General features: G+C 53.9%; 8 protein-coding genes. 4 read left to right on the top strand and 4 right to left on the bottom strand.

Annotated features, from left to right (window positions below):
• Positions 1–1,227: 1,227 nt before the first annotated feature.
• Positions 1,228–1,725: a response regulator gene (locus FF011L_RS07445; protein ID WP_145351015.1), complete on the top strand. Its 498-nt coding sequence runs from the start codon at positions 1,228–1,230 to the stop codon at positions 1,723–1,725.
• Between the two features lie 260 nt (positions 1,726–1,985).
• The gene (locus FF011L_RS07440) at positions 1,986–3,446 is read left to right on the top strand and encodes a sulfatase-like hydrolase/transferase (RefSeq protein WP_246109795.1); all 1,461 of its coding nucleotides are present in this window, start codon (positions 1,986–1,988) and stop codon (positions 3,444–3,446) included.
• 179 nt (positions 3,447–3,625) lie between these two features.
• Here the strand turns inward: FF011L_RS07440 and FF011L_RS07435 are convergent, their stop codons facing one another.
• Together FF011L_RS07435 and acnA are read right to left on the bottom strand one after the other, a co-directional pair.
• The gene (locus FF011L_RS07435; RefSeq protein WP_145351013.1) at positions 3,626–5,704 is read right to left on the bottom strand and encodes a spermidine synthase; all 2,079 of its coding nucleotides are present in this window, start codon (positions 5,702–5,704) and stop codon (positions 3,626–3,628) included.
• An 809-nt stretch (positions 5,705–6,513) separates the two neighbouring features.
• On the bottom strand, positions 6,514–9,222 hold the full coding sequence (acnA, locus tag FF011L_RS07430) for an aconitate hydratase AcnA (RefSeq protein ID WP_145351012.1): 2,709 nt from the start codon (positions 9,220–9,222) through the stop codon (positions 6,514–6,516).
• A 536-nt stretch (positions 9,223–9,758) separates the two neighbouring features.
• Between acnA and FF011L_RS07425 the strand changes: the two genes are divergently transcribed.
• Together FF011L_RS07425 and FF011L_RS07420 are read left to right on the top strand one after the other, a co-directional pair.
• On the top strand, positions 9,759–10,826 hold the full coding sequence (locus FF011L_RS07425) for a class I SAM-dependent methyltransferase (protein WP_246109794.1): 1,068 nt from the start codon (positions 9,759–9,761) through the stop codon (positions 10,824–10,826).
• Positions 10,827–11,821: 995 nt separating this feature from the next.
• Positions 11,822–13,168 carry a PLP-dependent aminotransferase family protein gene (locus FF011L_RS07420; protein ID WP_145351011.1) on the top strand — a complete coding sequence of 449 codons (1,347 nt, stop codon included), beginning with the start codon at positions 11,822–11,824 and terminating at the stop codon, positions 13,166–13,168.
• A 180-nt stretch (positions 13,169–13,348) separates the two neighbouring features.
• Here the strand turns inward: FF011L_RS07420 and FF011L_RS07415 are convergent, their stop codons facing one another.
• Both FF011L_RS07415 and FF011L_RS07410 read right to left on the bottom strand, forming a co-directional pair.
• Positions 13,349–18,541 (bottom strand): protein kinase domain-containing protein, encoded by a 5,193-nt coding sequence (locus FF011L_RS07415; protein WP_145351010.1) that lies wholly within the window; start codon positions 18,539–18,541, stop codon positions 13,349–13,351.
• Between the two features lies 1 nt (position 18,542).
• The gene (locus FF011L_RS07410) at positions 18,543–19,181 is read right to left on the bottom strand and encodes a sigma-70 family RNA polymerase sigma factor (protein ID WP_145351009.1); all 639 of its coding nucleotides are present in this window, start codon (positions 19,179–19,181) and stop codon (positions 18,543–18,545) included.
• Positions 19,182–19,193: the final 12 nt, after the last annotated feature.

Below are 19,193 nucleotides of genomic sequence, written 5' to 3'. Positions count from 1 at the left end.
CGGCCCCTCTCCCCCAGCCCCTCTCCCCCAAAACAAGCCTTTGAATCGTACTCGATTGAATTAGCTGGCGAACCGTTGATCCGGTATCAAACCCGTTTTAGGCGAGCTTGTTTTGAGGGCGAGGGGAGCCAGATTTACTTCACTTATAAACCCGACGTCTCACGCCGATCGACCAGAAAAGATTGCCTGCAATTCCGAAGTTGATGGCCTTGAATCACCGGCCGCCATCCAACCGTACCCCAAGGTAGCATCCATAGCCCCCAAGCAAGGATTTGAACGTTGATGGGGACGCAATTCCAAGAGCCCCGTCACTTTTCGCAATCATACCGACTATTTGAAAATCCAAACCGCGCCGGCATGGGGATTGCAAGGAAGGAAAGGGAAAACGGGAAAGGGAAAACGGGAAGGAAGGATTGCAAGGACGAATCGAGTAGGAAGCAAGAGGCAGAAAGACCTAAGAACTGCGATTTGTTGAAGGAACGGAAGGCTCGGAAAGATCTGCCGCGAGGGACAATTTCAACCATCGTCGCAATAAAGGAAGAACCATGATTCGAAACCAAGCAAACAATACGATGCGTGATTCATTCCGAAATCATTTGGTTGCAAACGACCACGTCATAATCAACGGATGCATTGCTGTTCGGCCACGGCTCCGAGCCTGCGAAGTGCGTACGCCTGAGCGACTCAATGCGTCTACGAAACTATCACAGCATTGGCACACGAGCGGATCCTCCGGGAACGCAGGTTACCGAATAGAAATTGCCTGGAACGGTCCTGTAAAACTTACACGAAAGAGACTTCTGGAGAAAATTCCCTGGTAGCGTTGACGGGACGTGAAATTTATAGGCGACGTACTTTTCTGTCTGTCCACGCTCTGGCGAGCGTAGCCACGTGACTGCCTCGGAAACCGTCATCAGTTGATTTCACGTCCCCCCGGCTACGACGACCACGAGGCCCAAGAGGTTTTATCCGTTACCACAGATTGATTTCACGCGAGAATTCAAGCGGGTAAAGCCTTCGAGCGGCAGTCCGTAAGTCGTCAAGTTTTTCAGTATTTTGGCGATAGGACACAGATTCAACGAAGCGTTAAAACTGACCGACCTTTTTAGAAACCGACTACTTGCGAATCGTCCGTCTTGATGCCGCTGTTTAATTTTTAAACTTTGCGATCACCAAAGAAATCAGCATGGCGGCCGCTTCGTTCCTGTTCAATGGAAAGCTAATTCGATGGGCAAAATAAACATGTGCAAACGATGCGTAATCGTCGACGATGTCCGCGCATCACGCGAAAAAGTTTCAACATGGTTGACGCGACAAGGTTTTGAATGCGTGATTGCTGCCGACGGCAACGAAGCTTGGCGACAAATCCAGAGCAATCCCCCTCACTTGATCCTCACGGATATTTCGATGCCGAACTGTTGCGGTTTGGAACTACTGAAGAGAGTTCGTCAAAGCGATTCGAGTGAAATAAAGACAATCCCCGTTTTGGTCATCACCAGCTTGCATGATGGTCAACTAGCAGAAACGATCCAGCAGTTTGGTGGCAACGCATTGATTGCAAAACCGCTCGACATGCAGTCGACTCTTTCCATCGTGACAGCTGTATTGGCCAGTGATTCGCCAACAATCGAATTGATCGTTCACGACCCCGAAAATCGGAATATCGGCGACGGCCAGGTATCCCCTACGTTTCGCCGACATGTGGGTAACGAAATCAATTGGTAAAAAATCACGTTCGCCAATCGACCTATCCTCTTCAAATCGCGGCTTGAGAAAAGGCAAGGCGAAATCGATCGATCTAAATCAACGCATGCAAAAATTCCTCACGCATTTTTTCACGTTTCTCGATCACGGCGGGCGCCATGTGTAGGCTCTGGTCCCTAATTTTTTTGCTTCGCATTGATTCGTGCTGGCCCACAGTTACGCTGGCGAAACGACTTACTCAATGCGCAACCGCATCTACCATTCAAAGAAGGGGATTCAACGTGTCCAAAATCTTTGCCAAATCGCTGGCAATTGGTAAAGCAACATTCGGCTGCCGCCGAGCTTTCTCGCGTCATTTACAACACCGAACAACGGTACTCGCCTTCGCATTTTGCACGGTCCTCTTCACACAAACCCTGTATCCACCATCACTCAAGGCGGACTCAGGTGAACGGCCAAACATCCTCTTGATCCTGGCCGATGACCTGGGTTATGGCGATCTTGGATACCAAGGCGTCCATGCGGATGGCGCCCGCGATTTACAGACGCCACATATCGACCAACTATTTGACGAGGGGCTAGCCCTACAGCAATTCTACGCAGATTGCTGCGTCTGTTCGCCGACGCGAGCCGCGTTGCTGACCGGTTGCTCTCCCGACCGCGTCGGCGTGCCCGGAGTCATCCGCACAATAACAGACAATAACTGGGGCTATCTACAGCAGGACCGAGAAACGTTGCCTCAATCCCTTGCTGCCAACGGATACCATACGGCGATTGTTGGAAAATGGCACCTTGGACTTGAACCGGAGAACCATCCACTCTCACGTGGTTTCCAGTCTTTCCACGGATTCTTGGGAGACATGATGGACGACTATTTCAACCATCGTCGTCACGGGATCAACTACATGCGAAACGGACGCACGGAAATCGATCCAGAAGGACATGCGACCGATCTGTTTTCGCAATGGGGATCGACTTTTATTCGTGAACAATCGTCCTCCGACAAACCGTGGATGCTCTACCTCGCCTACAACGCTCCTCATACTCCGATCCAACCACCTGCGGACTGGCTGGCAAAAGTAAAGAAACGCCAACCGGGGATCACCGACGATCGAGCAGCGTTGGTTGCCTTAATCGAACACATGGATGATGGAATCGGAAAAGTCCTGCAAGCTCTGGAAGATTCGGGGCAAGCCGATAACACGATTGTCGTTTTCACCAGTGACAACGGAGGCCAGGTTTCGGTGGGAGCCAACAACGGCCCGCTGCGTGGTGGCAAAGGGATGATGTACGAAGGAGGGTTACGAGTCGCCGCAGCAATCCGTTGGCCCGGGCATACGCAACCGGGCACGACAACCACTCGTATCGGTTCCACCATTGACCTTCTGCCAACCCTTTGCGAGGCAACCCAAACCACGATCCCCGACGATATCGATGGAGTCTCTTTACTCCCCCTACTAAGTGACCCCAATGCGGATTGGCCCCAGCGAGAAGTCTATTACGTCCGCCGCGAAGGGGGACTGGCATTTGGCGGATTGACCATCCAAGGATTGCGATCGGGCCCATGGAAACTGGTGCAAAACACGCCGTTTGAACCCATGCAACTATTTAATCTGGACGAAGATCCCGAAGAACAAGTCGATCGCAAGAATCAAGATCGCAGCGACTACCATCGACTTGCCGCACGATTGCGGCTCCGCATTCAAGCAGGCGGTGCGGTTCCCTGGCAAAAGCAACCGTAACGAATAAGATCGCTTGAACGGCCTGTTGCTAGTGCAAGGTTGGCGAGGTCGCGGGAGTATTAAGCATGCAAAGTCTTAACGCTTGGCCGCAGCGACGTCAGTGGCTCGCCCGCCTTCGCCGCACGGCACCCCCTGTGCCGTGGCAATGCCCGGCGATCCACCGGCTGTACACGAAGCGATTACGGTGCGTTGAATCGCACTAGGCTTAGCAGATCATGGTAGCGGTCGGTCCAGAGCAGTCCGGCTTTTCGTTCGGCATCCGTCGGGATCAACGCATCACTCAATTCCGGAGCTTCCCAAATCGCGTGATCGGATGCAGCGATCACAATCCACTTGGCTGCGATCGTATCGGTATCCTCACCCGCTTTGGAGTAGACGCCAGCACTCTTCCAACCTTGTTCAATCGCCAAACGGTGGACGACCGGCGGCAAGTCCAGGTAGCGGTTGGAGACGTGAACCACAAGAACGCCAGAAGGCTTCAGACAGCTTTTGTATAACTGGAAAGCCTCCAGTGTTAGCAGGTGTGCGGGAACACTGTCGCTGCTAAAGGCATCCAAAGCAAGCACATCAACCTGCCCGTCCGCACGGTTTTCTAAAACCAGCCGACCATCACCTTGTGTCAGTTGGACGTCCGCCTTCGAGTCGCCGATAAAGCCAAAATACTTTTGTGCCAACCGGATCACTTCAGAATTGATTTCAACAAATTCATATTGATCACCGGGACGGCCATAGGTGGCTAATGTCCCGCACCCCAGTCCAACTCCGGTAACGTTTAACGATTCATCGTCACGTCCCAAAGCGGTCAAGACACATCCAATCCCACTTTGCCGGCCATAATACGTGGTCGGTTCCATATCTCCATCAAGACGCTGAGCTCCATGCATGATTCGGCCATGCAGCATGACGACATTCTCACCAAGGTGAGCGACTCGGAGGACTCCAAAAAAGTTTCGCACTGCGACTTTGACATCCGCAGGCCCATGGTCGTGCGACAACCACATAACCAACGCGGCGAAACAGACCAAGCCGAAACGCAAACTTTTGACTCGACGAAGTGAAAAAGTTGTTCCCGTTGGCGAAGCGCGGTACCCGATCCATACGGCCATGGCCACCGTTGCGGCGATTCCAAGACAGATCGCATGCTCGAAATACCCGTTAAAAATAAGCGGACAAAGCAAACCAACGGCCAGTCCACCCACGGCACCACCAGCGGACAGACACAAGTAGTACTGAGTCAAGCGAGCAGGATTCGGTTTCAGGCGAGCCACTTCGCCGTGGCAAAGCATACAAACCGCCATCAACAACGCCAGTTGCAGAACCACTTCGGTAACGCCCCAACCCCAGTAGGGAGTTCGATACAGAACAAACAACAGACCAGTGATCACCAGGACCGAACTTGCAATCATTCGAGGACGGTACCAAGCGGGACGATCAAAGCAAATGATAAAACTAAGTAAGTACAAACTAAGTGGCAGCACCCACAAGAATGGAATCACGGCCACATCTTGGCAGACATGATTTGTGATCGACAACAAAGTTGCCGACGCCAGGGCGGGAAGTAAAATCCATAATCGAATGCGACGCCATGATGGCGCGACGGACGCCAACGTCCGCGGTACATCCCCGGCGTTTGATGTCGAATCGGCTGGGGCTTGGCTCCCTAGCCAAATCGCCAACCCACCTTGAAACAAGGCAAAGGTGCAGAACAGCAGCGACCAAGTTGTTGATTGATGATCGACCGACAATCGCGGTTCGACCAAGAACGGATAACTAACCAGTGCTGCCAGAGATCCAATATTGCTAAACGCATACAGACGGTAAACGCGCTGACTGGAACTACGGCGAGCCCACCAAGCCTGCACCAACGGACCGGTGCTTGCCAGGATGAAATAGGGCAAACCGACATGCACGGCCAACAGAGCCAGCAGGTAAAGAACCGGCGAAGCGTCTCCGCTTGGCTTCCAAGCATCGCTGGGCTGGATCGGCAGACAAGCGACCGCGGCCATCAACACGCCAACGTGCAAGATTCCTTGATAGCGACGCGGCACGTAGGTGACCAGCCAATGCGCATACAGATAGCCCGCGAATAATACCACCTGAAAAAACAGCATGCAGGTGGTCCAGACTGCCGGCGAACCACCAAACCATGGGAGCACCGCCTTACTGATCACGGGCTGAACTTGAAAAACAAGAAAAGCCCCCAAGAGGGTCGCTGCTACAAATGGAAGAATCGATAAACGTTGACGCAAAAAATTCATGACTTACCAACAAGTGGGCTACCAATAACATGATCGGTCTTATCCGGTCATCAAAAATAGCACGCTCTTATCAGTAAGGCCTTGCCAAAATGAAAACTTGATCTTCTCCGCATGTTCGAAAAAGAAGGTTTGAACCCAATATACAAATCAACCGCCCTAGGTTCCGGTTCAACCAGACGTCCTTAACTGGGGCATTGCGATTCAACACGCAAAACGTGTTCACATCTCAGGGCGTGAAGTCACATTAGTCGGTTTCTATCAACTACATGGATGATACGGAAAGTGCTTCCAGCACCCACCACTTCAACGAACAGAGACGTGAAAGAACGCTCCCTTAAAGCTACTTTCGCGGACCGAAAGGCGACAAACTATTCCGCTTTCGATCAAATCAACGAGTCCGTCAGCGAGCGAGGGCAGACCGTGTTCCCGGTCCCTCGCTGACGCAGCGGGTTGGGATTTCTGATGGCATTGCCGCACAGCAGCAATTCCCCTCGGAAACCGTCACTTATTGATTCACGTCCCCACCGACAGCAATTGCACAGGGCCCGACAGCGTTCTTCACTGCCGCAAATGCCAATCAAGGACCACTGACCGCGAATGCAGGGCAGTGAACAACCGGAGTGAGTAGAGCGAACCTGCAGGGCTCTTCCGCCGGCAATCCTGAACGTCCGGTGACCACATGACGAATGGCAGAAATGTTCACAGTGCGGACCAGGGAAGGCTATCTACGACAAATGCCGTCGCGATGCGACGGCATTTGTTTTTAAATCGATATGCAAGATTCTAACCAGACCGCTAAAGCGGCTTGATTAAGCTTCTTTTGCTAGGCTTCGCAGAACCGTGTGCAGGATACCACCGTTGCGGTAGTACTGCATTTCGACGGGAGTATCGATACGGACATCACACTGGAATGCCTTGCTCGATCCATCCGCAGCGGTTGCCGTAACGGTGACCTGACTACGTGGTTCCAGGTCATTCGAAAGGTCTGGAATGTCGTAGGTTTCTTCCCCGGTCAACCCGAGAGACTCCCAGGTTTGACCATCGGCAAATTGCAATGGGAGGACCCCCATGCCGACCAAGTTGCTGCGATGGATACGTTCATAACTTGCCGTGATGACCGCTTTAACCCCCAGCAAGAAAGTCCCCTTGGCCGCCCAGTCACGGCTACTGCCGGTACCGTACTCTTTGCCAGCCAGGACGATCAGCGGAGTTCCCTCTTCTGCGTACTTCTGTGCCGCATCGTAGATGCTCATCACTTCTTCACCGGGCAACTTGCGGGTCACTCCACCTTCGGTGCCTGGTGCCAATTGATTTCGAATCCGGATGTTTGCAAAAGTTCCGCGAACCATAACGCGGTCATTCCCACGGCGGCTACCGAAACTGTTGAATTCACGTGGTTCGATACCTTTTTCTTGTAGGTAACGACCTGCGGGTCCATCTTGTGCGATTGCTCCGGCAGGCGAAATGTGATCGGTGGTGACCGAATCATTTAGCAATGCCAAAACTCGAGCTTTACGGATCGGAGCAATGTCTGGAACGGTGTCGGTCAATTCCGCCAAGAATGGAGGTTCTTGGATGTAGGTGCTGGAATCTTTCCACTCGAACAAAGCCGATTGCTCGACTTCGATTGCGTTCCAGTGTGCGTCGCCGGCAACGGCCTTGGAATATTCATCGACGAACATTTCGGGCAAAACCGACGCCCGGACGGCCTCGGTCACTTCTTCGTTGGTCGGCCAGATATCTTTCAAGAAGACATCCTTTCCGTCTTGATCCTGCCCGATTGGATCGGTGGTCAGATCGATATCGGTTGTGCCGGCCAAAGCATACGCGACGACCAATGGAGGACTTGCCAAGTAGTTAGCTCGAGTCAGAGGATTGACGCGACCTTCAAAGTTGCGGTTGCCACTGAGGACGGCCGAAGCGACCAAGTCTCCCGACGTGATCGCGTTTGCAACAGGTTCTGGCAGAGGCCCACTGTTACCGATGCAGGTGGTACATCCGTAACCGACGGTGTGGAAACCCAATGCCTGAAGCGATTCGGTCAGCCCGGCACGATCCAGGTAATCGGTGACGACTCGCGATCCCGGAGCCAAACTTGTCTTTACATGTGCAGGAACCCGAAGGCCTTTTTCAGCCGCCCGCTTGGCGACCATTCCCGCTCCGATCATGACCGAAGGATTACTGGTGTTGGTGCAGGAGGTGATTGCAGCGATGACAACCGCTCCATGATGCAATTCGCTCTTCGTACCGCTTTGTTCCAGCGTTCCGGTCCGCTCCAATTCTTCGGTTTTCAGTCCGAAGCCTTTCGCCCCAACAGGTGCGGTCAGCGAATCGTTGAAGTCTTTCTTCATATTGCTTAGGGCAATACGATCTTGCGGCCGTTTCGGGCCAGCCAAACTTGGCTCGACCGACGCCAGGTCCAGTCCCAAAGTTTTTGTATAGGTCAGTGGTTTGTCCGAATCCCGACGGAACAGTCCCTGTTCTTTGGTGTAACGTTCAACCAGTTCGATCTGCTTTTCGTCACGTCCTGTCATCCGCAGGTAGTCAAGTGTGACGTCATCGACAGGGAAGAACCCCATCGTGGCCCCATACTCAGGAGCCATATTGGCCAGGGTTGCCCGGTCGGCCAAGCTCATGTGAGAGACGCCAGGACCATAGAATTCGACAAATTTACCGACGACGCCTTCGTTGCGAAGGACTTCAGTCACTTGCAGAACCAGATCGGTTGCGGTCGTTCCCGGAGGCATCGATCCCGTCAATTCAAAACCGACCACTTCGGGCATCAGCATGTACAGCGGTTGGCCAAGCATGTTTGCTTCGGCTTCGATCCCGCCAACTCCCCAGCCCAAAACGCCCAGGCCGTTGATCATGGTGGTGTGACTGTCGGTTCCGACCAACGAATCGGGCATCGCGACCAATCCATCACCGGTTTCTCGCAGCGAAACCACGCTGGCCAAGTATTCAAGGTTGACCTGGTGAACGATCCCGACATTCGGAGGGACCACACGGAAGTTCGCAAAAGCGTGCTGGCCCCATTTCAGGAACTCGTAACGTTCACGGTTCCGCTGAAATTCGATGTCGACGTTCTTCTTAAGGGCTCCGTCGGAGCCAAAGAAATCGACTTGGACGCTATGGTCGATCACCAAATCGACGGGGATCAGAGGGTTGATCTTTTCAGGATCGCCTCCCAATCGCTGCATGGCACTCCGCATCGCAGCCAAGTCAACAACGGCAGGAACGCCAGTGAAGTCCTGCAAAACGACCCGCGACGGCTTGAAAGGGATCTCTTGCTTGGCAGGCGAAGCGGCATTCCAGCCCGCCAAATTCTTCACGTCCTCTTCCGTGATCGCAAATCCATCGCAATTGCGAAGGACCGCTTCCAGCAGAATTCGGATCGAGAAAGGAAGGCGATCGATCTCGCCAAGGCCAGCGTCCTGCAAGCGACTAAGACGGTAAATAGCAGCAGGTCCGCTACCAGTTTCAAACGTATCGCGGGCACCAAATGGATCTGAACTCACTGGGGCAGCACCTTACATATCAAGTGGGCGGAAGGGACGCCGATAGAGACAGCGCCCTCACATACATCAAAGAAAAATCAGCAAAAAAATCCGCAACAGTTACATGCTCTCGACGCCAACACCACACCTGCCAGCGCGCAGCCAAATCGCACACCCTGCAATTCGCTGGCACCCCATATAAAATGAGGCACCAGAAATAACAGAACAAGGGCGGCGAGTAACTGTCGACGCAGAATGCGTTAAGCAAAAGCGATCGGAAAGACAGCGGGCCACCGCAGGGCAGCCCTTAACCAACAAATATCTTATTTCTTGCGATGACGAATCTTTGCACGCATACGACGTTTCTTACGACCCACTTTGCGGCGACCCTTACCTGTTCGTTTTGTACCCACCAGCATCTGTCTCCGGGAAAATTGGCTAGCAATCGCGTGGAACTGCCACGCGGCGAGTCTCGGATGGTAACAAAAACAATGCGAAACACAATGGCGCCGCGGCAGGGTATAACGTCGCTTCCTCGGCTTCTTAGGATTTTTTCAGTGCACGACCCGAACAACCCACCCAATTTACCCGCCAGCTCCCAGCCCGAAGATTCTGCGGAGGCTTCGGAGAATGCAGAACTACAAGCAAAAACAGCCTCTCAAATTGAGACTTTCCAGAATCGCTTGGTGAAACGAGCAAGACACTTCAGGCGGTGGCCAGCCCGCCGCGACATCCATTGCTTTCGCTTATACGAAAAAGATATTCCAGAAATTCCGTTGGTAGTCGACCGTTACGACGACCATTTGCACATCACCGAGTACGAGCGGCCTCATACCCGCACCCCGTTTCAGCATGCCCACTGGCTGGAACAGCTCCGTTTAGCCGCAGCGGAATGCTTGAGCGTCGCCCCCGAACATGCTTTCCTGAAACAACGTTCGCGTCAGGAAGGGACCACTCAGCACGAAGTGATCGACGGCCAACGCTACGAACAAATCGTCGGCGAGGCGGGATTGAAGTTTATCGTTAATCTTTCGGATTACGTTGACACCGGGCTGTTTCTCGATCACCGGATCACCCGTGGGATGGTCCGCGATGAATCGAAGGGGAAACACGTCCTCAACCTGTTTGCCTACACGGGTGCCTTTTCGGTCTACGCCGCCGACGGGGCAGCCGCTTCAACAACCACGGTCGATTGGTCCAGGACCTATCTGGACTGGGCTAAGAGAAATATGGCGTTGAACGGATTCCAGCAACCTCATCACACGTTCCACCGAATCGGCGTCCCTGAATTCCTCGCCGACCGAAAACAGATGAAACAAAATCCAGCGGTCGTTGACGGCTACGACATCGCAGTGGTTGACCCGCCAACCTTCAGCAACAGCAAACGGATCGAAGGACACTGGGATGTACAACGCGACCATGTGCAATTGCTGCAGCAACTGATCACCTGGATGCGTCCTGGCGGCACGATCTATTTCAGCAACAACTTCCGCGGCTTTAAGTGGGATCCCACTCCGTTTCAGCTGGCCAGCGAACACGAAATCAGTCAACAGACAGTCCCCGAAGACTACCGAAACCGCCGGATTCACCGCTGCTGGAAACTGAAGTGCCATGGCAGCAAATGAGTAAGGCCCCAATTGCCCTCCTCAAGCATAAAAGTAGGCCGGATCAAAGAGCGACAGCGATGCCGCTCCGGCGGACTAGCTCTCCCTCAAAGCATAAAAGTAGGCCGGATCAAAGAGCGACAGCGATGCCGCTCCGGCGGGCTGGCTCTCCCTCAAGCATAAAAGTAGGCCGGATCAAAGAGCGACAGCGATGCCGCTCCGGCGGGCTGGCTCTCCCTCAAAGCATAAAAGTAGGCCGAATCAAAGAGCGACAGCGATGCCGCTCCGGCGGACTGGCTCTCCCTCAAGCATAAAAGTAGGCCGGATCAAAGAGCGACAGCGATGCCGCTCCGGCGGGCTGGCTCTCCCTCAAGCATAAAAGTAGGCCGGATCAAAGAGCGACAGCGATGCCGCTCCGGCGGGCTGGCCCTCCCTCAAGCATAAAAGTAGGCCGGATCAAAGAGCGACAGCGATGCCGCTCCGGCGGGCTGGCCCTCCCTCAAGCATAAAAGTAGGCCGGATCAAAGAGCGACAGCGATGCCGCTCCGGCGGGCTGGCCCTCCCTCAAGCATAAAAGTAGGCCGGATCAAAGAGCGACAGCGATGCCGCTCCGGCGGACACTTCCGACCTGTCACTTGCTTCCGGCAAAACAGAGAGCTTCCGCAATGGAATCGACGTAATGCGCCAGCCAAAAAGCTCGGGCAACGAGCAGTCTCGAACAATCGGCCCAATTGTTCCGCTGGCTTGAGACGGGGGGGGGGGCGAACCGGAGGCAACACGCTGAGGGTGGGCACTTCTAATTTCAGATCATTCTTCTGACGCCTTGCCGCACACGAACGGTGTCTGCGGCAACCATCACTTACTCCTTCCCCTCCCGTGGGAGAACCAAGACTTCACAACCGGAACAACGGTTACCTCCGTCCGCTTCACGGGGGGAGAAGTCTTTTTTACCGTTTCAGTTACAATGGGATGTCCCCACAGTCCCTTTACGGGCAACTGAATTATTTCCGGCCTCCATGAAAGACGAGCACAATCCGATGGCGATCCCGCACTGGACTGTCGATTTACTGAAACGCCAACTCAGCGACGTCGCGGAACAGTTAACGAACCCTGACACCGTCCGGCAATTCCGTACCCGTGCGAATTCACTGCTGCAGGAACTGCCGCAAGCGGCTACGCGTGTCTGGGACCAAGCGAAATCGGAGGTCCAACAACAATGGGGACGGCGGTTTTCGCTGGGGGACGGAACCTTAATCAATGCATCCGGGATCGCTCAGGGGGGCAATGTCGAAGGGCCTCCTTTGCTTCCAGCGGTCATCGCTGCTGGAACGGAACCGCTGGCAGCTTTCCGGGCGGCTCGGACCAATGCGCATGAGTATTGGAAAATGCAGGCACAGCGCGCATGCGAACAAATCAAATCCGAAGACCTACTCGTAGCGGGCAGTGTGGAAGGAGCGGTCCTAGCGATCGCAAACCTAGCCTCCTTATCCGGTGCGACGATCTTCATTCCGCGATGCTGTGCACTGCAGATGCCCAGCGGAATTGTTCTGCCCGACCTGCTGGCAGCTTCGAAAACACAAGTCCGCGAACTAGGGTCCAGCGAAGGAACGACAACAGCGGACTGGCAGCGAGCCGCCCCCAAAGAAGGGGACATCATCATCGTCGCCGGTGACATGGACAAAATGGAACTGCCCGCAAAAGAACGGAAGTGCTTGGTCGTCCGAATCTTGGCCGACGCCACAGTGCATCCCCTGCCGGAATCGGTTTCGCCAACCCCACCCACGATCGCACAAACCCTTGCGGGCGAATCCGACGTGGTGATCGTTTCAGGAAACGGCCTGATTTCCGGCCCCGAATGCGGCCTCATCTGCGGTTCGGCACAGGCGATCCAGGACCTCGCGGCCTCCCCGTTGTGGCCCGCCGTCTGTGGCTCCCACTCGACGTGGGCGATGATGCTAACGGCGCTGCAACAGCCAACTCCATTGTCGGACATGTTGGAAGTGTCCCAGGAAAACCTTAACCATCGAGCTCAAAACTTGGCGATCCGGTTTGCCGCGTCGACCGAACAAGAGGGGGGGAAGATTGGCGAGTGCAAGATAACCAACGATTCAGCCAGCTTGGTTGCCGGACAACCTTATCAGCTCCCCTCCTATCAACTCCGGTTGAAACATTCGCAGCTGTCGGCGTTGGAATGGCAAAAGCAACTGATGTCGCAGTCCCCCGCGTTGCTGACCGAAGCCGATGGCGATTCGATCGTGGTCGATCTTCGCTGGGTCGACGTCAACCAGGACGATGATTTAGCGGCCGCGATCTGCGGCTCCTCCAAGAGCGACTCTCAAACGCCATCCCCCCAGGCGAGTTAACGCAGTGACCGTCCCGGTTTCACGGTCATTGGTTTCGCAATGGCTTTGTGTTTGGGCGAGCGTTTAATTCGGGTGGTTCTGCTTGGGGCACACTAAGCAGCCTGCCAACTGAGCGGAATCGCCAGCGGCACGTTTCGGTGGCAAAACCAGTCTTCTCGCAATCGGCCGTTGCAGGATATTTTACGGGGCGTCCGCTTCCGCCCTGTCGGACGATTCTTCAACGGGTTGATATTCGAACGCTCCGATATCCGTCGTTTCAACACCATCCAAATCCCCATCGACCCGGCGTGCATAAGCGGAGCCACGTTGATCATACTTCTGCTGGATCTCGCTTCCCGCATCAATAGCGGGGCTTCCCTTGCCCAACCCGTAGGTCAACGTCGATCCTCCGTTGTCCCCCAACGCTTGCAAAAGCGGATCGGCATCCCGCACGTTGCCGCCGGCATCGATAAATCCACCGCGGTCTGCACCAACAATCGAATAAGAAACCTTGACATGCACTTGATCGTTTGACCAGATATCCAGGGGTTCGCCCTCTTCGGAAACATTCCCATAGAAGATGCAGTTTGTCGCCGACAAATCCCAAGTCTGAGGCGGAGTCGGATACCGGTACGAAAAAATTCCCCCACCAACGTTTTCTGAAAACGTGCAATTTTCGATAAGCACGGTACTTTCCCGCGTCGTCAAACTAACCGCCCCGCCATTTCCAGCATGGTTGCGTGCAAAGGTGCAGTTAACCAGATGGACGTCGCCCCCCCCTCGAATCGCGCTCCCCGCTTCGGCGCGCTTCAGAACTTCCTTGTTGCCGATAAAAGTGCAGTCCTGCACTTTTATCGAGCTCTGAGTCGATGAGAAAATCGCGCCTCCAGCGGTCGCCATATTATTACGAAACGAGCATCCGCTCACTTCTAGTTTTGCATCTTTACAAACGTAAACCGCTCCTCCCAAACCGCGTGGTGTTCGATGGTCATCCAACAAGCAATTCTCTAACTGCAGAGACTCATGCACATGAATCACACCACGGCCAATATTGTTTTTTTCTTCTCCGGCAACCGCATCGCCGGAATAGCCCCTTGTCAAATGCAGATCAGCCATTCGCACTTCAGCAAGTTCATCAGGGTCGAAATTATTCAGTTCGAAGAGAGTCGTGCGTCCCGCTCCACTAATGTGCAAGCGATCTTTACCGGGACCTAGAAGGTCGACCGAACGATCCATTTTGATGGTTCCCAACGTCAGTTCGATGGTCCCTTCGACACCGAAGGTAATGACCCCATTTTCTGGCGTCAAAAAGAACGCCTCGCGCATCGACAGATCGTCATTCGTAAAATCAAGCTCATCCGTCAATGTGGTCACAACTTGTTCAGAATGCTTGGCGGGCTCCGCCTCCTCTGCAATGATTTCACGTGCAAGGTGCTGCACCAAGGGACGCAGTTCGTCGCCTGCGGCTGACGCCTTGCTCCACATCCGACTTGCAATCTCCACAGCGTCGACCGGGGTTTCTGATTTACGAAGTTCACTTGCACACAATTGATCCAACAAAAATCCGACCTGGTCATGTTCGCCATCTGAATCGATTGCCATTTTTAGAACGCGGCGTGCTTCTTCCCAACGCCCCAAACGATAATTTGCCACCCCGCGAAGAAACCACGTTTGCCACAGCAGCGGACGAAGCTCCGAAGCCCGTTCTGCAAGCGTCAAGCCACGCACCGGATCATAGGTCGGCAGCCTAGACTTGGCGAGCAAGTTGATTGCCAGCCGATAGGCGGATCGAAACTCAAACTCCTCCCGTTCACTGACAGCGGCCGAGATCGAATCGCACTTATCGAGTACAGCAAACTGCAATTTTTCATTGGAGACCGATTTCGCATCCGCTGCGGGCTGCGTCTGAAAGGCATGAAAAACACTCGAGGCATCTTCGTCCAGCGGCAACGAAAGAAGTTCGCGGCCCGAAGCGATTTCCCAGATTTTCAAATGCGTCCCATCCGCCGAAGCAAAACGTGTATTGCTGGCATCAAAACCGAACAGGTCCATGGAGGGTGGCCCCTGCAGGCCATGCAAGGTTCGCACCAACCGCCGCTCCATGGAATCCCAAATACAAATGGTCTGATCCCGACTACCCGTTGCAAACAAGGGGCTGCCATGGCTCCAGACAATGATCGACATAGGCGTTCCGGGTTGATGGCCGTACAAGCTAGCCAATACGCGACGTTCCTCCGTGTCCCAGATTTTGACCTCTCCATCCGAACCGGTCACCAACATTTTCCCCAGGGGACTCAATGCGACCCCCACGTCTGTAAACACCGCACCATCCTGTGTCGTTGCCGCAGAGAATTGATTCATCGTTCCATCAAGCAGGTTAAAAAGATAAATGTCTGCATGCATGGCGACGACCATAAAACCACCTTTGATATCCGCATACGGCCTTGCTCCGCCGAACCCACTCAACGACCAGACGGAATCATTCTTAAAATCGACCACCGAGGTATATCGTGGCCCAGAACTTCCACCGTCGGCCCAGAACACTGCCTGATTGATATCGGGCAAGAACATCGCCCTCGCGGCATCGGCTCTTACAAACATTTGCGACGCCGGTTGATCCGACCCTGCTTCGTACACCGAGAGAACATCCTTTTCGATTTTCCAGGTCCATTGCTTGTCGGGACTTTCTCCTTGGTTGTGATATTCGATTGGATCATCCGCAACGATGTTGCGTTCCGGTTCGTTATCCAGGTTCCAAAATCGAATCGTTCCATCGCCAGAGGCGGAAACGACCAACGGATCGGTTGGATGCACCGCCAAATCCGAGATACTGCGCAAATGGCCGGGAAACGACCGCGTCCTTTGTTTTGATTCCAGATCATAGATATCGATCCGTTGGCTGCGGGTTCCAACGATTAGTGATTTCCCGTCAGGAGTGAATTCCAACGCATCGGGCGTCGAGTCTTCATCCAACTGAAACAGCTGCGTCGGATGGTACGCAGAACGATCAATCTCATAAACGACGACTCCGCGCGTATCGAACCCGACGGCAAACCGGCGTCCGTCGGGATGCCAGGCGATGCTGGTCGTATCGTTCCAGTGTTTGACAAATGGTCCGTTGATAACGACGGGGGTTTTCTGGCCAAGAAACGAAATGGCGACGCCCATCCCGTGTCCGGCGATCGCCAAACCGGTCCCCTGCGGACTGATTTCCAGCCAATCGACCTCCGTTTCATTCCCTGCGTGCCGGAATAGAATCGCTTCGGTGTGACGTTCAAGCAGAATCACTTCAGACGCGGATCGGTTGCTTCCCGGAGGACTTGCCACCGCAACCAAGGAGCCATATTTCCAAGCCACGCTGGTCAATGGTCGGTCGCCGACGCGAATCGTTTGTTTTAGTTCGCCACTTTCGACGTCCCAAAAACGTACGACAGGATCATCGCTCACGGTCGCAAACTGAGTGTTCTCTGCGTTGACGGAGAATTGTTTCAACCCCGGTATGGAAATATGCCTTACCGGTTTTCCATTCCGATCCCATGTCCTCAATTTGCCATCGGTTCCGCAACTGTAAAACTCTGTTCCATCGGCGGACCATTTAATCTGCGTGACCGCCCCTTCGAAATCGAAAAGAGTCGCGTCCGCCTGATTGGCAAGTGACATCAGATGATGCCATTCCCATCCACGGATATCGGGCTGGGATTCAGAGGGAAGGTATCCCTTGAGCGAAGTCAACAGGCGGTAAATTTGACCGGTTTGCGTGTCGACGCTTGCCTGGCGAATATCGGCTATGTAAGCATCGTGGAGTGCTTCATTGCGGAGCTTCCTCGCCTTATTCGCTTCCTGTTGTTTTGCGTCCACCAGCAATTGCTTTTCCGCAACCAATTTTTGAGTCACGGTGACCAGATTGCTTTGAATTTCTTCCTGACGATGAAAGTGAAAGGCCGCCATGGTCGATGCGACGGTCCCCACGACCAGCAACATACTGACGATGACAATCGCAGCGGCCAAACCGCTATTCTTTTTAGACCACAGCCAAGACTTTTCGATCGAACCAACACGTCGAGCGTTGATCGGCCGCCCCTCGCAGAAACGCTGCAAGTCCTCTGCAAAAACGTCAGCCGATCGATACCGGCGCGAAGGTACAGAATGGATCGATTTTTCGATGATCGTCTGCAGGTCCCGCGGGACTTTGCTATTCAGTATTTTCAGCGAGTCCGATTTCCCTTCTTGGATTTTTTTAACCAGCTCCATTCGATCACTCTGCACAAAGGCAGGCTGCTGGCAAATCAGCTCATATAACGTTAACCCAAGGGAATAGACGTCACTCCGTTCATCGCACACTCCAGCAAATCGTTCAGGAGCGATGTACCGCAGGGTACCTACAATATCCCCTTCGCCGGTCAAGTCATGTTCATCCACCTTTGCCAAACCAAAATCGGTAACCCATGCATTCCCATCCAAATCGACCATGATGTTCGATGGCTTGATATCACGATGGATGACGCCATGTCGATGCGCATGGTGAATCGCCTGAGCCACCTGAACTCCGATTCGAGCGACGTTTAGAAAGAAAAGGCGATTGTTACTCGGTTCAACCAATCCAGAACTGCTGGGTGGGCGATCGATCTTCGTCGTCGCGCCGATATGGGAAACGGTCGTTTTGCGGTTCCGATCACTTGAACGTGCAACTTCTGCGTCATCCCCATTCGAGGAAAAAGGCTTGGCAAACAACGTCCTGGCCAACGTTTCCGATCGCAGCGTAACGGCGGCGTTTAAGGGCTCCAGATCGACGGCTCCTGCAGGCTCGCGCCGATCGACACGGCTGGGCTTTCCTTCAGCACCAGCCCGTAGATTTCGCAGTTGCACGATCACTTCGTCCAGGGATTCGCCTTCGATGAACTGCATCGTGTAAAAGGCATGACTTCCTTGTGTGCGAACTTCGAAAACCGGGACGATATGGTTATGGTGAAGACCTGCCGCCGCTTTCGCTTCCACTTGGAACCGTTCCCGTGCGTGATGGTTCTGGAACAGCCGGCTGGGCAGAATTTTCAAGGCAACACGACGGTCAAGGGAGACCTGAATCGCTTCGTATACCACTCCCATGCCACCATGACCTGCGGTGCGCAAAATCCGATATCCATCGATTTCGGGAACGACTTCGGGTGATGGAGCCTTGGGGATTGGCAACGGTGGCGGAGCGGAGAGGGCTGGCCGCAACTGACCAACAGCATGGACGGTTTCTAAGATCTCCTGCAATTCGGGCTGACACTCAGCATGACTATTGACGAATTCTGTGATCGAAGGCGCAACGCCGTTTCTCGCCATCTCCAAGTAATGTTCCACCAGAACTTCAATTTCGTTCTCTAAATCCGAATCATCCCCGGCGGTGGACATCTCAAAGCACCTTTTTCATTCCGGGAATATCCGAAATCACAATACGGAGACGGCGAATCGCACGAACAAATCTTTTGCTGGCCGCTCGCTTGGTTATATCAAGCGCCTCGGCCGCTTCGCCGTTGGTCAGCCCCTCAAAAACTCGCATCGCAATAATCTCCTGATCCACCGCGTCCATTTCGGACAACCGCTCTAGCAGCTTTGCCGTCTGCTCTTTCCGGATCAGCTGGCCAAGTTGAGACGTCCCATTGGCAAGCAAAGCAACGGCGATCGACATGCTCGTCGCGTTTTCGCCAACCTGACACTCAAGAGAGAGATCGCGGCGTGCGTCTCGCTTCTGCGTGGTGATGTGCTGGCGATAGGCATATAGCAACCGATCCATCGTAATCGCTCGCACCCAAACAAAAAAACTGACCTTCGTCTCCTGGTCGTATTCGCCTATCCGCCGGGCGACCGTCAGAAACGATTCCTGCAAAATATCGGAGGGATCCAAACGAGCATGCAAATGTTTGTCCATCCGAAAGGCAAGCAGATTCCGCAGCCGCCCGCGGTGCTGATTGAACAGACATGCAAGTGCACAATCGTCTCCGGCTTGCGCCTGCTGAAGTAGTCTCTCTGCGGTGGGGCTGTGCTCTGGCATGTTGGTAGCTTA

The sequence above is a fragment of the Roseimaritima multifibrata genome, from assembly GCF_007741495.1.
GTDB classification, from domain to species: domain Bacteria; phylum Planctomycetota; class Planctomycetia; order Pirellulales; family Pirellulaceae; genus Roseimaritima; species Roseimaritima multifibrata.
Note: the sequence above shows the minus strand (reverse complement) of the source record. Positions and strands in the feature narration are given on the sequence as shown.

Bases quoted from the DNA above. Each gene is read 5' to 3' on its own strand.
- FF011L_RS07410 (WP_145351009.1), bottom strand. From the start codon at position 19,181: ATGCCAGAGCACAGCCCCACCGCAGAGAGACTACTTCAGCAGGCGCAA.
- FF011L_RS07445 (WP_145351015.1), top strand. From the start codon at position 1,228: ATGGGCAAAATAAACATGTGCAAACGATGCGTAATCGTCGACGATGTC.
- FF011L_RS07415 (WP_145351010.1), bottom strand. From the start codon at position 18,541: ATGTCCACCGCCGGGGATGATTCGGATTTAGAGAACGAAATTGAAGTT.
- FF011L_RS07435 (WP_145351013.1), bottom strand. From the start codon at position 5,704: ATGAATTTTTTGCGTCAACGTTTATCGATTCTTCCATTTGTAGCAGCG.
- FF011L_RS07420 (WP_145351011.1), top strand. From the start codon at position 11,822: ATGAAAGACGAGCACAATCCGATGGCGATCCCGCACTGGACTGTCGAT.